The organism is Dichotomicrobium thermohalophilum (assembly GCF_003550175.1).
Classification (GTDB): Bacteria; Pseudomonadota; Alphaproteobacteria; order Rhizobiales; family Rhodomicrobiaceae; genus Dichotomicrobium; species Dichotomicrobium thermohalophilum.
Map to the genome: position 1 here is coordinate 62472 of NZ_QXDF01000001.1, position 13961 is coordinate 76432.

Sequence of the window (13961 nt, forward strand, 5' to 3'; positions counted from 1 at the left end):
CGCGTGGGCCACGACCCAGCATCTTTCACTACGCGAACTCGTCGAGCGTCCGGCGCAGCTTGTCCACGACCTCGTCGATATGCGCGCGTTCGGCGATGAACTGCGGCGCGACGATCCCGACATCGCCGGTGAACTTCACATGGCAGCCATTCCAGAACAGCGCCTTCTGCATCGCCTGCCCGCGCCGTCCCGGCACGCCGTCGTGATGCACCTCGATGCCTGACATCATCCCGATCGTACGGATATCCATAACCAGGGGATGGTCGCGCAGGCTCATCATAGCCTCGGCGAAATACGGCGCCATCTCCGCTGCGCGGTCGAACAGCCCATCGTTCTGATAGATGTCGAGCGCAGCCAGCCCCGCCGCGCAAGCGGCCGGGTGGGCGGAGTAGGTGTAACCGTGGAAGAACTCGATCGCATTATCCGGGCTGGCCTCGGTCACCGTCTCGTAGATCTCGTCGCGGACGGCGACGGCGCCCATCGGGATCGAGCCGTTGGTCAGCGCCTTGGCCATCGTGGTGATGTCCGGCGTGACACCGAAACGCTGACTGGCAAAAGGCGTGCCCAGACGGCCGAAGCCGGTAATGACCTCGTCGAACACCAGCAGGATGCCGTGCTCGTCGCAAATCTCGCGCAGCCGCTCCAGATAGCCGACCGGCGGTACCAACGTGCCCGTTGACCCCGCCACCGGCTCGACGAACACCGCCGCGATGGTCGAGCCGCCATAGGTTTCGCAGTGGCGCTGAAGGTCGTTGGCGAGTTCGACCCCGTCCTTCTGGGGCTGGCCGTCGCAGAACAGTTCGTTGCCCGTGAAGGTATGGCGCAGCATGACGACATTCGGCATGGTCACGGGAAAGCTCTCCCGGTTCTTCACCATTCCGGAAAGGCTCACGCCGCCCATGTTCACGCCATGATAGGCCCGTTCGCGGCTAACGAAGCGCAGCCGCTGTGACTGACCGCGCGCGCGGTGATAGGCCATGACCATCTTGAGCGCGGTGTCGACGGCCTCGGACCCGGAGTTGACGAAAAACACATGGTTCAGCGGATCCGGCAGGAGACTCGCGACGCGCCGGGCCAGTTCGAACGACGCGGGGTGGCCGACCTGGAACGATGGCGAATAGGAATTGGTCGTGAGTTGCTTGTAAACCGCATCCGCGATCTCCCGGCGCGCGTGCCCAGCAGGCGAGCAGAACAGGCCGGATGAGCCGTCGATCACGCGCCCTCCACGGTGATCGATGTAATAAACACCCTCCGCGGACACGACCAGCCGGGGCTTCTCCTTGAAGTCCCGGTTGCCGGTGAAGGGCATCCAGTGCTCTTCGAGAGAGTTCACGCGCTCTGGCGCGCTCGCAGCGAGGATTTCCATGATTCTATGACTCCGGGCTTTTTGTTAACGGATGTTACCGCAGGTCACGCCGCGATCCAACCGCGCTTCGGGAGCCGGTCAGCAGCTATGCGCGGAGGTGGCGGTACGCAGCAGGGCCCGCTCTCCCGTCATGCGCAATGAAAGCATATTCATTGAGGGGCGCGCATCCCATAAATGATCAGCCCGGAGAAAAAGCCGCAGTGCTATTACCCGCCGCGGCTCTCGATCGCGCGCGCTTTCTCGACCAGCACCTCGGCCTGCCGGATCGAAGCGTAGTCGATCAGACGCCCGTCCAGCGACACCGCGCCCTTGCCCTGCGCCTCGGCCTCGCGCATCGCTGCGAGGATGCGCTGGGCGCGCTCCACCTCTTCCTCGCCCGGGCTCATCACCTGGTTTGCGAGCTCGATCTGCGACGGGTGGATCGCCCACTTGCCCTCGCAGCCCAGCACCGCCGCGCGCTTGGCCGCCGCGAGATAGCCGTCGGGGTCGGAGAAATCGCCGAATGGCCCGTCAATCGGCCGCAAGCCGTTGGCCCGCGCCGCCACAACCATCCGCGCAATCGCGTAATGCCACATGTCGCCCCAGTGACGCTCACGCTCGCCGCCGTCCGCATCGGTAAGCACAGCGTAATCCGGATTCGCCCCGCCAATATTCGTCGTCCGCGCCCGCGTGGACGCCGCGTAGTCCGCCACGCCGAAATGCAGCGACTCGTTGCGTTTACTGGCGGCGGCGATCTCCGAAACGTTCTGCATCCCGAGCGCGGTCTCGATAATGTGCTCGAAGCCGATGCGCTTGGAAAAGCCCTTCGCCTGCTCGATCTGCGTGACCATCATGTCGACCGCGTAGACATCCGCGGCCGTGCCCACCTTCGGGATCATTATGAGGTCGAGCTTGTCGCCCGCCTGCTCCACCACGTCGACGACATCGCGGTACATGTAATGCGTGTCCAGGCCGTTGATGCGCACGGACATGGTCTTGCCGCGCCAGTCGATATCGTTCAGCGCCTCGATGATGTTCTTGCGCGCCTGCTCCTTGTCCTGCGGCGCGACCGCGTCTTCCAGATCCAGAAAGATGACATCGGCGGCCGAAATGGCAGCCTTCTCGAACAATTGCGGCTGACTGCCCGGCACCGCCAGTTCGCTCCGGTTCAGGCGCGCGGGCGCCTGCTCAATCGACGTGAAGCTCATGCGCATCTCCCTCGCGGACGGCGTTTCCTCCTGGGAAAGGGGACGGGCCGTGCGAGATTCTGTCAAGCGAAAGTTGTTCGGAAGTATTCGGAAGGCGCTCAGGCGCTGTCCTTCGCCGGCGGCGGGGCCTCGCCGGAGGCATAATAGAGCGCGACGGCCTGGGTGCGGCTGCGCACGGACAGCTTCTCGAAGACATTGCGCAGGTGGAATTTGACGGTGTTGAGCGAGATATCGAGTTCGCGGGCCAGCTCCTTGTTGCTCAGGCCCTGGGCGAGCAGTTCGACCAGCCGGCGCTCCCGGCTTGTCAGCGTGTCCAGCGGGTTGCGGCCCAGTTCGCGCACATCGAGGAACGGGAAGACCATCCGCCCCTGCGTGACCTCGTGGACCACGTCCAGCAGCCGCTCCGGCGGCTCGTCACGTGAGCAGAAGCCGGCCGCGCCGGCGGCCATCGCCTGGCGGGCAACGCTGGTGCCGTGCTGCACCCCATAGACGACAATGCGCGGCGCGGTTTCGTGCGAGCGCAGGATCTCCAGCAGCTTCGCCCCGCCCATCTGCGGCAGCGTCCAGTCGATGACGCCAACGCTCACATGCGTTTGCAGCACCAGCTCTACGAAGGCTTCCGCCGAGCGCGCGGTGGCAACGAGGCTGAAGCGCGGATCATTCTCGAAATACTCCGAGAGCGCGCCCAGCATCAGCGAGTTGGGGTCGGCGAGGATCACGTCAGCAGCTTGGCTGGCTGCGTTCTGATCCGCTGGGATCATGGGCATACCCACCCGAAAGAGCGGTCCTGACGATCAACAAACAGCGTAAGCCGTCTTGAAGAGTGTGTCAAAACCCACCCTTTCGGCTCTTCCAAAGAGGGTGATTTGGGTGTGGGGCGAATGTCTTTTGTCCTCTAGCATGTGAATGGGGTGACACAGTTGGGGTTACCCACCGGGAGGAAACCAGCACAAGGATCGAGCCTCGGGCACGGCAGCTGAATGCGGCTCCGACACCTGCCCGGACTCGAACGGTGTGCCACAACAAACGGCAAAAGGGCGCATCGCCGTGGACATTCACGAATATCAGACGAAGGAAATCCTCGCCCGCTTTGGCGTGCCATCCCCGAAGGGCGGGCTGGCCTACAGCCCGGAGCAGGCGGCCTACCACGCCCACGAGATCGGCGGGAACAAGTGGGTGGTGAAGGCGCAAATCCACTCGGGCGGACGCGGCAAGGCCGGCGGCGTAAAGATCTGCGACAGCGAAAGCGCGGTCTTCGACGCGGCGAACGAGATGTTCGGTCAGCGGTTGGTGACCGAGCAGACCGGGCCGGCCGGCAAGGTCGTCTATCGCGTCTATGTCGAGGAGGCAGTAGACATTCAGCGCGAGACGTATCTGGCGCTCGTGCTCGATCGGGCCTCCGAGCGGATCATGGTCGTCGCCTCCCGCGAAGGCGGCATGGAGATCGAGGAGATCGCCGCTAACCAGCCTGAATCCATCATCCGAACCACCATCGACCCGGCAATCGGCTTGCTCGACTTTCAGGCCCGCGAGATAGCCTTCGCGCTGAAATTCGCGCCGTCGCAAATCCAGGATGCGGTGCGCATCCTGCGCGGCTGCTATCAGGCGTTCCGCGATATGGACGCGACCATGGTGGAGATCAATCCGCTGGGCGAGCTTGCCGATGGCAGCATCGTCGCGCTGGACGCCAAGCTGGCGTTTGACGACAACGCGCTCTATCGCCGCCCGGAGATTTCCGAGCTGCGCGACAAGACGCAGGAAGACACCCGCGAGATGCAGGCCGCCGACCGGGGCCTGAGCTATGTCGGGCTGGACGGCAATATCGGCTGCATCGTCAACGGCGCGGGCCTGGCGATGGCCACCATGGACATGATCCAGCTCGCCGGCGGCCAACCCGCCAACTTCCTCGATATCGGCGGTGGCGCGTCGCCCGACCGGGTCGCCAAGGCGTTCCGCCTCGTGCGCTCTGACCAGAATGTCGAGGCCGTACTGGTCAATATCTTCGCGGGCATCAACCGCTGCGACTGGGTGGCCGAGGGCGTCGTTCAGGCGCTTGAGGCGGCGCCAATCAACATCCCGGTGGTGGTTCGCCTCGCCGGTACCAACGTCAAGGAAGGCCGCCAAATCCTCGCGCGCAGCGGGCTGCCGATCATCCGCGCCGCGACGCTGTCCGAGGCCGCCGACCGGGTGGTCACCGCCTGGAAGAACCACAAGACGCAGTCCGGCAACGCGGAGGCGGCAGTATGAGCATCCTGATCGACCGCGACACCCGCGTGCTGGTGCAGGGCATCACGGGGCGCATCGCCGGCTTCCACACCGAGGAGATGATCGCCTACGGCACGAATGTCGTCGGCGGCGTCGTGCCGGGCAAAGGCGGCACGGTGGCCCACGGTGTGCCCGTCTTCGACACCGCGAAGGAAGCCGTCGCGGCGACCGGCGCCACCGCAAGCATCGTCATCGTCCCGCCGCCCTTCGCCGCGGACAGCATCCAGGAAGCCGCCGATGCCAGCATCTCGCTATGCGTGGCGATCACCGACGGCATCGCCGCGCAGGACATGATGCAGGTCAAGCGGTTCATGCGCCGCTATCGCCAGGACCGGAAGATGCGCCTGATCGGGCCGAACTGCGCCGGCGTCATCAGCCCCGGCAAGGCGCTCTTGGGCATCATGCCGGGTCATATCTATCAGCCGGGGAATGTCGGCATCGTCGGACGCTCGGGCACGCTCGGCTACGAGGCCGCTTCGCAGATGAAGGAGTTGGGCATCGGCGTGTCGACCAGCGTCGGCATCGGCGGCGACCCGATCAACGGCAGCTCGTTCCGCGACATCCTGCAGCTCTTCGAGGAAGACCCGGATACCCACGCCGTGATGATGATCGGCGAGATCGGCGGGCCGCAGGAGGCCGACGCGGCGCGCTTCATCCGCGATCACATGACCAAGCCGGTCGTCGCCTACGTGGCGGGCCTCAGCGCGCCCAAGGGCAAGCGCATGGGCCATGCCGGCGCGATCATTTCCGCGTTCGGCGAGAGCGCCAGCGAGAAGGTCGAGATCCTGCGCGAAGTGGGCGTGACCATCGTCGAACACCCGTCCGACATTGGTGCAACGGTCGCCGATGTCCTTGCCGAAGTCGCCTAGGAGAGACGCAATGGCTTTAATCAGACACCAGATCGGGCCGGACGCAGCCAGTACCGGTCTAACGCCGCGCCAGCCTGCGACCATATTTGCCGATGCCGCGGCACTGACGGCCTATGAGGAGGAGACGGCGACGCCCGACACGGATGCGGACCGTATTGTCGGGGCGATTCTACAGCTTGCGCCGCGCCTTCATGCCGCCCGCGCGGAGTCGGGCGCGGCTGACCTGCCCGCCTCGGAGCGCAGCCTGCGCGGCCTTCGCCTTGGCATCGTGGGCGCTTCGACGACCCACTGCGCGCTTGCCGAGCGGCTCCGCACGGCGTTCGGCATGGCGATCAGCTGCACCGCGGACGGCACCGCCGGGCACGGCTATCACCTCGTCGAGGATACCGAGACGCTGTTGTCCATCGCCGATGTCGTCGTGGCAGTCGAGGCGACGGGAGCCGATTTTTGGCTCGACAGCAAGGCTTTGAACGCCATGCGGCCCCACGGCACGATTATCGTCAATCCGGCGGCTGTGGCGGTCGACCAGATGGCTCTTGCCTACGCGCTGTGGTTCGAGACCATCGCCGCCGCCGGCGTCCTCCGGTCGGTGGTGCCACGTCTCTTGCCAGAAGTCGAAAACGCTCACAACGTGATGCTGGTTTAGCCGCAGCGCAGCATTGCGGCTCTGGACAGTTCGCGCGATGGCCTGGCCGCCGTCGCGTTCTTACGTTGACGGAGGTGCGCATGACCACCGCTGCCGCAGTGCACGATCCGGTCAGTCGCCTGATCACCGACCCGGAAAAGGATCAGCCGCTTGAGGATGATATCCGTCTGCTCGGCAAATTGCTCGGCGACACCGTCCGCGAGCAGGAGGGCGACGAGCTTTTCGGCCTGATCGAAAACATCCGCCGGGCGGCGGTGCGCTTCTACCGGCGGGACGACCCAAGCGGCCGCGCGGAGATGACCGACCTCGTCAGCACGCTCAATCCGCATCAGGCCATCGTCGTCACGCGCGCCTTCAGCTACTTCTCGCACTTCGCCAACATGGCGGAGGACGAGCACCACATCCGCCGCACCCGCGCCCATGCCATCGCCGGCTCGCCGCCGCGGCCCGGCTCGGTGGCGCACGCGCTCGACCGGATGCTGGAGGCCGGCTGGACGGCCGACAACATCGCCCGATTCCTCGACGACGCGCTCATCAGTCCGGTGCTGACCGCGCATCCGACCGAGGTGCGCCGGCAGTCGACCATGCGTCGCGAGCTTCAGATGGCCGAGCTGCTCGACAAACTCGACCGCGGCGGCTGGACCGAGGAAGAGCGCCAGGAACTCCTCGACAAGCTGCGCCGCGCGATTCTGGGCCTGTGGCAAACCAACCTTCTGCGCCAGACCAAGCTCAACGTGCTGGACGAAGTCGAGAACGGCCTCAGCTATTACGATTACACCTTCTTCAAGGAGGTTCCGCGCCTGCACGAGTCGCTGAGCGACCAACTCAACACAATCCGGCGCGGCAATCAGAGGCAAGAGACGCATCTTTACGCCGGACTGGCACCAGAATCGGACAACCGCGATCTCGCCTGTTTTCTGCGCATCGGAAGCTGGATTGGCGGGGACCGCGACGGCAACCCCTACGTGACAGAAGACATCCTCCGGGAAACGCTCGACCGGCACGCCCGCAAGATCATCGGCTATTACCAGTCGGAACTGTCGAAGCTGGAGGGGGAACTGTCGCTCTCCAGCCGGCTGGTGAACGTCTCGGCGGAACTGACCGCCCTCGCCGAACAGTATGGCGAGGACAACGTGCATCTGGACGTCGAGCCCTATCGCCGCGCGATCATCGTCATCCGCAAGCGGCTCGCCGCCACGGAGGCCCGGCTGCTTGGCCAGGCGAGCGAGCCGACAAACGATCAGCCCGCCTATGAACGGGCGGCCGACTTCGCCGCCGATCTCGACACGATCAACGCCTCCCTGCTGGAGAACGGCTCCGGCCGGCTGACACGCGGGCGCCTGCGCTATCTCCGCCGCGCGGTGCGCTGCTTCGGCTTCCATCTGGCAAGCCTCGACCTGCGGCAGAATTCCGCGGTCCATGAGCAAGTTGTGACGGAGCTGTTCGCCGCTGTTCGGCCCGCCCTGGACTACGCCGCGCTGGACGAGGACGCCCGGATCGAGCTGCTCTGCAGCGAGTTGCAGGAGCCGCGCCCGCTGGTCCGCCGCGACTGGGACTATTCCGATGTCACAAAGCGCGAACTTGCCATTCTGGAATGCGCGGCGGGCGGCCGGGCACGGCTTGGCGCCTCAGCGATAACGACGTCGATCATCTCGAACACCGAGTCGGTCTCCGATCTGCTGGAACTCGCGGTGCTTCTGAAAGAGACCGGGCTGCTCACCCCTGCGGGCGCGCCCGGCCTCCAGATCGTCCCGCTGTTCGAGACCATAGCCGACCTGCGCAACTGCACCGGCATCATGGACCGGCTGCTGGCGTTGCCCGCCTATCGCCGTCTGCTGGAGGCGCGCGGGAACGTACAGGAGGTCATGCTCGGCTACTCGGACAGCAACAAGGACGGCGGCTATTTCACCTCCGGCTGGGAGCTGCACAAGGCCGAGGAGAAACTCATCGACCTGTTCGACAAGCGCGGCGTGCGGCTGCGTTTGTTCCACGGGCGCGGCGGTGCCGTGGGCCGTGGCGGCGGGCCAAGCTACGAGGCGATCCTGGCGCAGCCCGAGGGCGCGGTGAACGGCCAGTTCCGCATGACCGAGCAGGGCGAGATCATCTCCAGCAAGTACACCAACCCGCATCTCGGACGACGCAACCTGGAAACCCTCGTGGCGGCGACGCTGGAGGCGTCGCTGCCGAGCGGGCCCGCAGCGAACAGCATCTCGCGCACAGCCCCGTCGCTGGCGCAAGCACGAGACGTGATGGAGTCGCTCTCACAGGCCGCGTTCCAGGCGTATTGCGCGCTCATCTACGAGACGCCCGGCTTCGCCGATTATTTCTGGCACTCGACGGTTATCAATGAGATCGCGACGCTGAACATCGGCTCGCGCCCGGCCTCGCGGAAGAAACTCGGACGCATCGAGGACCTGCGCGCGATCCCCTGGGTGTTCAGCTGGTCGCAGAGCCGAGTGATGCTACCCGGATGGTACGGCTTCGGCACGGCCGTGGCGCGCTGGTGTGAAGAGCACCCGAGGGAGGGCATGGAGATTCTGCGGGAGATTTACAGGACGACGCCCTTTTTCCGCACGCAGATCTCCAACATCGACATGGTGCTGGCCAAGACGGATATGGCCATTGCCCGGTGCTATGCCGAACTGGTCGAGGATCCCGGGCTGCGCGATCACATCTTCCGGCAAATCGAGGCTGAGCATGAACGCGCGGTCGATGCGATCCTCTCCATCACCGGCCACGACCGGCTGCTGGCGGAGAACCCGATGCTTGAGCGTTCGATCCGCAACCGCTTCCCCTATATCGATCCGCTCAACCACTTGCAGATCGATCTGCTGCGCAAGCACCGCGCCGGCGACAACGACCCGAAGATCCTGCGGGGCATTCAGCTTACCATCAACGGCATCGCGGCGGGCCTGCGCAACAGCGGTTGACGCGACACCTCAGCGATAGTCCGGGTTCGGATGGTCAAACCGACAGCCAGCCGCCCATTCCGACCGCTGGTTGCCGTGGACAGGAATGCCGCCGGCGTCCTTCAGCACGCGGGCCATGTGGATCAGATTCCACGTCATGAAGGTGGTGTTGCGCTGGGTAAAGTCGTTGTCGTAACCGGCGCCGTCGTCGCCGTAGGACGGTCCCGGTCCGGCCTCGCCGATCCAGCCCGCGTCGGCCTGCGGCGGAATCACGTAGCCAAGATGCTGCAGGGCATAGAGCACGGTCATCGCGCAGTGCTTCACGCCGTCCTCGTTGCCGGTGACGATGCAGCCGCCCACACGGCCGTAATAATCAGACTGGCCGTGATCGTTCAGATTGCCGGAATAGCCATAAAGCCGCTCGATGGCGAGGCGGCAGACCGAGGATTCCTCGCCCAGCCAGATCGGCGTGCCAATCACCAGGATGTCCGCCTCCATCACCTTTCGCTGAATATCCGGCCAGTCGTCACGGGCCCAGCCATGTTCGGTCATGTCGGGGTACACGCCGAAGGCGATCTGGTAGTCGGTCAGGCGCAGCAGTTCGGTGCTGATGCTGTTGCTGTCCATGATCGCCTTGGACACACCCATGAGGTCAGCCGTGTGCGAGGGCTCCGGGTCCTTCTTCAGGGTCGTGCTGAGAAACAGGGCCTTCAGGTCCGAATAGTCGGCGGGCGGATTGCGGCAGGTGGCTTCCGCCTTCGGATGAAGCGTCATGGCAACCTCGCGCGTTTTAAGTCAGCCCTCGCATCCCCGGCCTCAGAGTTCGGCGCAGGCGACCGGTATCGTAACTTCGGCCGGGACGCCCTCCAGCGATCCGACAGTGTCGGGCAGCTGGGTGCCCTCCGGCACGCCGTGGATGAATACCACGCGACGACCCAGCGCAGGGGATGTGCCGAAGGTCTCCTCCATTGCGCTCTCCAGGGTCTTCAGGTCGACGCTCTGGTGATAGGTTGCCTTGCCGTCTTCGTTTGGCTTTGGATAGGTGTCCGCCTGGATCTTCAGGCTGGCCGGATCATCAGTGAACGGCACCATCGTCACACCGGCGATCGGGCGCGTCTCAATCAGATCGACGAAACCGTCTTCGTTCGTGTCGGCTTCCATCGTGGGGCACACCGCCTCGCGCGGATCGGCCTCGGCAAAGCCGTGGATGTGCACCAGGTGCATCTTCCGGTCAAAACCGGTGCCGCGCAAATTGAACTCCAACTGATCACCCTTGCGTCGAATGCTAACCATCCCGACAGGGGGAGCGCCCAGCTTCGGGTTGACTTCGTCAAACGTGCCGACGAAGCGCTCCTCTGTAAGTTCATTCGCATTTTCCTGCGCGGCAGCAGGGGTGAAGCCGGCGGCCATCCCGATGGCGACGGCGCCCGCGATCGCGAGACTTTTGCGGATCATTGCGGCCTCCCGGATCGTTGCGACGGCGCGCGGATGCGGGCCTTTTGATGGACCGCGCCGCCCGCGCCGTGTCCCTCCGGATGCAACGTCTGGCGGCGCGCCACGTTCCATCCCCGCCTGCACATGCAAAGGCCGCGCCGCCGGTATGTCACCCGTCGCGTTCACGCGAATGATTTAAAATGACTTGTGCGGCAGCGGCGAAAATAAGTATGTCTGCCCCACTGATGTCTTGTTTTTGGAATACCCGCCGGATATTCCACTATGTGTGCAAACACTGACAGGAATATCTGCGGCGCCCCAAGTTCAGCGGGCGAGTAAGCGAGCAGTCGAGTGGGAGGTAGAAATGATGACATGTGCGTTGCGAAAGGTCGCCCGGTTGCTGGCTTTCAGCGCTACGCTGGCGATCTCGACCTGGGTGATGGCATCCGGGGCGTCGGCGCAGGACACCGGAGATCAGCGGCTCACGCCCAATGAATGGCGCCAGCAGGTCAACGCCGGGACCGTTCGCATCATTACCAAGGGCGCCGGCTGCACATGTACCGAACTCGCCTCCGACATGGCCAAGGTGCTCAACGAACTCGGCGAGACGCGGGTGCTGCCGATCCTGGGCGTCGGCTCGCTTCAGGGCATGGCCGATGTGCTTTATCTGGAAGGCATCGACATGAGCATCGTGCAGGCCGATGCTCTGGCCTATATCAAGCAGAACAAACTCCATCAGGACGTCGACGGGCGCATCCGTTACATCACGAAGCTGCACAACAGCGAGGTTCACCTGATCGCACGCCGCGATATCAACTCGCTGGCAGAGCTGGACGGCAAGGTCGTCAGCTTCGGGGAGCCCGGATCCGGTGAACTGATCACCGGGCGCACCATTCTCAAGCTGGCCGGCATCGAGGTCGAGGAGGTCTTCCGCGACCGCGACAAGGCGCTTGAGCAGCTCGAAGACGGCCAGATCGACGCAATGTTTATCGTCACCGGCAAGCCGGCTGACGCCGTGGCCGACCTGACCAAACAGCAGGGGCTGCATCTCGTACCGCTGGAGTTCACGCCGGAGCTGGCGCAGTACTACATTCCTTCCGAATTCACGAGCACGAGCTATCCGAACATCATCCCCGAAGGCGAAGTCGTCCCGACCGTTGCGGTGGGCGAGGTGCTGGCCGTCTATAACTGGAAGCCCGACACCGAGCGCTATGCCAAGCTGGAGCGGTTCGTGAACGCGTTCTTCGACAAGTTCGAACAGTTCCTCGCGCCGTCGCGCCATCGCAAGTGGAAGGAAGTCAATCTCGCCGCCGAGGTGCCTGGCTGGCAGCGTTTCGGACCGGCCGAGCGGAAGCTGCGCCAGATCCTCGCCGAGCGCCGCCAGCAGGGCGGCCAGAACGAACGGCAGCTCTTCGCGGCATTCGTCAAGAGCGTCGCCGGCGAGAACATGAGCGAGCAGGAGATCGGCGAGCTTTATCGCAGGTTCACCGAGTGGGTACGGCAGCAATAGGCGCTGCCAGTTTCGGCTGGCGGGGTGCTCAGCCCCCCGCCGCCAAGACTTTCAGTCGCTCCTGCGCTTCTTTGTGGCCGAGGAGCGCTGCGCGCTCATACCACTTCTTGGCCTTTTCCAGATCAGCGGCGTCCATCCCAGCAACCCCGATCTCCTCGACATAGGCGGGGTCATAAGTGCGTGCCAGGCCAAAGGCCGCCTTTCCGCTCCCCTTTCTCACCAGGAAAAGATAAATGTTGCGCGCGCCGGAAACGTCGCGTGTCTGCAACATGGACTCAGCGCGCTGGATCATCGCCGCTTCGGTTTCCGGCGACAGCGCCCCGGTCGAGCCCGTTGCCTCATTCGCCTTGGCGGTGCGTTCTCCGGCGCCGGGCTCGGAGATGTTGACCGTGACGGTCCGCGTCTCGGACTTCTCCGTGCCGCCGATGCGGAGCTTGACCCGGAGATCGAAGGAGCCGTTGTAGCCCTGCGGCGCTGTCACGGTGAGGTCGCTCACTTCGTCAAGGGGCACGACCCAGCGGTCATCGACCGGAAAGCCGGCGGACATATCGAACTCACCCGGGAGGTTCTGGAAGACGAGGAAGTTGTAAACGCCGTCGTTGATTTCGGGCAGCTGCACGCGGATCGGAATAGGCGTTTTCGGCGGCCCGGAAATCTCGGCAACAGCGAAACCGCTGGAGACATTCTGCGCGATGCGCTGGCCTTGAACACCGACCTCCTCGCCTTCGACCAGGCGCGCCGCCCGTTCGACCTGGCCGGGTGTCTCGGCCAACGCTGCCCCCTCCATCGTCAGCAAGCCGAGCACGCCAGCAATCGCGAGGCACGAGCCTTGCACCGGCGTACGGCGCGGCGGTTGGGGCCTGGCATTAGCATCGGCGGAATTCCTGCGTGCTTCGTGTGTCACGGCGACCTCCCCTACATCGGCTTATGACACCGCCTGGACGACCGCCACAAAAGTATCGCCGCATTGTGCGCCGGACATGGCGGTCGCGTAGCAAACTCCCGGTTTCCGCGTGAAATTTGACGTTATCTCTGCATTTCGGAGCGCCCGGGATGTAAGCGTAACAGCAGATATTACACGATAGGAGAGAAAATTATGGCGTATATATTTGATGCGCTCAAAAACTGATAACGCGCGCGGCCGGCGGTGCTTCGCGATGCTCAGAAGCTTGGTGTACCTCGGTTCCGGTTCGTCTGCTACCGCAACCCGCCCGCAAAAAACGCGGGAACAGGACGCATCCGCCCGGCAGGGCGCGGTGGTCAGGGATGCAGAAGGGCACGCCATCCACTAACGGATAGACTGATGTTTTCTTTTCTCCTGACCTTCGTTCGGCTCGTGAAGGCCGTTGCGCTTCTGTGGCACAACCCGGAATTCCGCAATATTGCAATCCTGATCCTCATACTCGTCGGCCTCGGCACGGTCTTTTACGCCGTCGTTGAGGGCTGGCACTGGTTCGACGCGCTTTATTTCACCGTCATCACCCTGGCAACGGTGGGCTATGGCGACTTCGCACCGCAAACGGTCTTCGGGAAAGCCTTCACGATCGTCTATGTGATCATCGGGCTTGGGTTGTTCGTGACGTTAGTTCGCTACGTGGCGGAAGGTATCCTGAAGGATCGCGCGGAGCACCAGCGCGCCAGACAGTCCGATAAAAAGCCGGAGCGCTAATCCGTTTTGCCCCATGCGGTGTGCCGGACGCAGCGCCCCAGACCCGGTACCGCCGTTACGCCGACGCGAATTCAGCACCATGGCCAGCGTATCGCGCTCGGTCTCG

Annotated in this window: 12 protein-coding genes; 6 read left to right on the plus strand and 6 right to left on the minus strand. The window is 64.2% G+C overall.

Translation table 11 applies throughout. The annotated features are described in order from the left end of the window. Nucleotides 1-28: 28 nt before the first annotated feature. The 3 genes from aptA to BXY53_RS00255 all read right to left on the minus strand — a co-directional run bounded on the left by aptA (nt 29) and on the right by BXY53_RS00255 (nt 3314). On the minus strand, nt 29-1366 hold the full coding sequence (gene aptA / locus BXY53_RS00245; RefSeq protein WP_119059965.1) for an omega-aminotransferase AptA: 1338 nt from the start codon (nt 1364-1366) through the stop codon (nt 29-31). Between the two features lie 206 nt (nt 1367-1572). Continuing rightward, on the minus strand, nt 1573-2553 hold the full coding sequence (locus BXY53_RS00250; protein WP_119061674.1) for an HpcH/HpaI aldolase/citrate lyase family protein: 981 nt from the start codon (nt 2551-2553) through the stop codon (nt 1573-1575). A 98-nt stretch (nt 2554-2651) separates the two neighbouring features. Next, complete coding sequence (locus BXY53_RS00255) at nt 2652-3314, minus strand: LuxR C-terminal-related transcriptional regulator (RefSeq protein WP_119061675.1); 663 nt, start codon at nt 3312-3314, stop codon at nt 2652-2654. Nucleotides 3315-3600: 286 nt separating this feature from the next. Between BXY53_RS00255 and BXY53_RS00260 the strand changes: the two genes are divergently transcribed. The 4 genes from BXY53_RS00260 to ppc all read left to right on the plus strand — a co-directional run bounded on the left by BXY53_RS00260 (nt 3601) and on the right by ppc (nt 9263). Next, nucleotides 3601-4800, plus strand: a complete 1200-nt coding sequence (locus BXY53_RS00260; RefSeq protein WP_119059966.1) for a malate--CoA ligase subunit beta — start codon at nt 3601-3603, stop codon at nt 4798-4800. Continuing rightward, on the plus strand, nt 4797-5687 hold the full coding sequence (gene sucD, locus BXY53_RS00265) for a succinate--CoA ligase subunit alpha (RefSeq protein WP_119059967.1): 891 nt from the start codon (nt 4797-4799) through the stop codon (nt 5685-5687). Before BXY53_RS00260 ends, sucD begins: the two co-directional genes overlap by 4 nt. Before the next feature lie 10 nt (nt 5688-5697). Continuing rightward, nucleotides 5698-6333 carry an NAD(P)-dependent oxidoreductase gene (locus BXY53_RS00270; RefSeq protein WP_170144269.1) on the plus strand — a complete coding sequence of 212 codons (636 nt, stop codon included), beginning with the start codon at nt 5698-5700 and terminating at the stop codon, nt 6331-6333. An 80-nt stretch (nt 6334-6413) separates the two neighbouring features. Beyond that, nucleotides 6414-9263: a phosphoenolpyruvate carboxylase gene (ppc, locus tag BXY53_RS00275; protein WP_119059969.1), complete on the plus strand. Its 2850-nt coding sequence runs from the start codon at nt 6414-6416 to the stop codon at nt 9261-9263. 9 nt (nt 9264-9272) lie between these two features. Here the strand turns inward: ppc and BXY53_RS00280 are convergent, their stop codons facing one another. Both BXY53_RS00280 and BXY53_RS00285 read right to left on the minus strand, forming a co-directional pair. Then, nucleotides 9273-10016, minus strand: coding sequence for a flavodoxin family protein (locus BXY53_RS00280; protein WP_119059970.1), 744 nt, complete (start codon nt 10014-10016; stop codon nt 9273-9275). A gap of 42 nt (nt 10017-10058) precedes the next feature. After that, nucleotides 10059-10697: a hypothetical protein gene (locus BXY53_RS00285; RefSeq protein WP_119059971.1), complete on the minus strand. Its 639-nt coding sequence runs from the start codon at nt 10695-10697 to the stop codon at nt 10059-10061. 343 nt (nt 10698-11040) lie between these two features. Here BXY53_RS00285 and BXY53_RS00290 point away from each other — a divergent pair, with 343 nt between their 5' ends. Beyond that, nucleotides 11041-12186: a TAXI family TRAP transporter solute-binding subunit gene (locus BXY53_RS00290; RefSeq protein WP_119059972.1), complete on the plus strand. Its 1146-nt coding sequence runs from the start codon at nt 11041-11043 to the stop codon at nt 12184-12186. Nucleotides 12187-12214: 28 nt separating this feature from the next. Here the strand turns inward: BXY53_RS00290 and BXY53_RS00295 are convergent, their stop codons facing one another. Continuing rightward, nucleotides 12215-12991: an SEL1-like repeat protein gene (locus BXY53_RS00295; protein WP_119059973.1), complete on the minus strand. Its 777-nt coding sequence runs from the start codon at nt 12989-12991 to the stop codon at nt 12215-12217. Nucleotides 12992-13489: 498 nt separating this feature from the next. On the opposite strand from BXY53_RS00295, the gene BXY53_RS00300 reads away from it, so the two are divergent. Continuing rightward, the gene (locus BXY53_RS00300; RefSeq protein WP_119059974.1) at nt 13490-13855 is read left to right on the plus strand and encodes a potassium channel family protein; all 366 of its coding nucleotides are present in this window, start codon (nt 13490-13492) and stop codon (nt 13853-13855) included. Nucleotides 13856-13961 lie beyond the last annotated feature (106 nt).

Excerpts from the sequence above, each read along its gene's own strand:
- sucD (WP_119059967.1), top strand. The coding sequence starts at position 4,797 with ATGAGCATCCTGATCGACCGCGACACCCGCGTGCTGGTGCAGGGCATC.
- aptA (WP_119059965.1), bottom strand. The coding sequence starts at position 1,366 with ATGGAAATCCTCGCTGCGAGCGCGCCAGAGCGCGTGAACTCTCTCGAA.
- BXY53_RS00270 (WP_170144269.1), top strand. The coding sequence starts at position 5,698 with ATGGCTTTAATCAGACACCAGATCGGGCCGGACGCAGCCAGTACCGGT.
- BXY53_RS00250 (WP_119061674.1), bottom strand. The coding sequence starts at position 2,553 with ATGAGCTTCACGTCGATTGAGCAGGCGCCCGCGCGCCTGAACCGGAGC.
- BXY53_RS00300 (WP_119059974.1), top strand. The coding sequence starts at position 13,490 with ATGTTTTCTTTTCTCCTGACCTTCGTTCGGCTCGTGAAGGCCGTTGCG.
- BXY53_RS00290 (WP_119059972.1), top strand. The coding sequence starts at position 11,041 with ATGATGACATGTGCGTTGCGAAAGGTCGCCCGGTTGCTGGCTTTCAGC.
- BXY53_RS00280 (WP_119059970.1), bottom strand. The coding sequence starts at position 10,016 with ATGACGCTTCATCCGAAGGCGGAAGCCACCTGCCGCAATCCGCCCGCC.
- BXY53_RS00285 (WP_119059971.1), bottom strand. The coding sequence starts at position 10,697 with ATGATCCGCAAAAGTCTCGCGATCGCGGGCGCCGTCGCCATCGGGATG.
- BXY53_RS00255 (WP_119061675.1), bottom strand. The coding sequence starts at position 3,314 with ATGATCCCAGCGGATCAGAACGCAGCCAGCCAAGCTGCTGACGTGATC.
- ppc (WP_119059969.1), top strand. The coding sequence starts at position 6,414 with ATGACCACCGCTGCCGCAGTGCACGATCCGGTCAGTCGCCTGATCACC.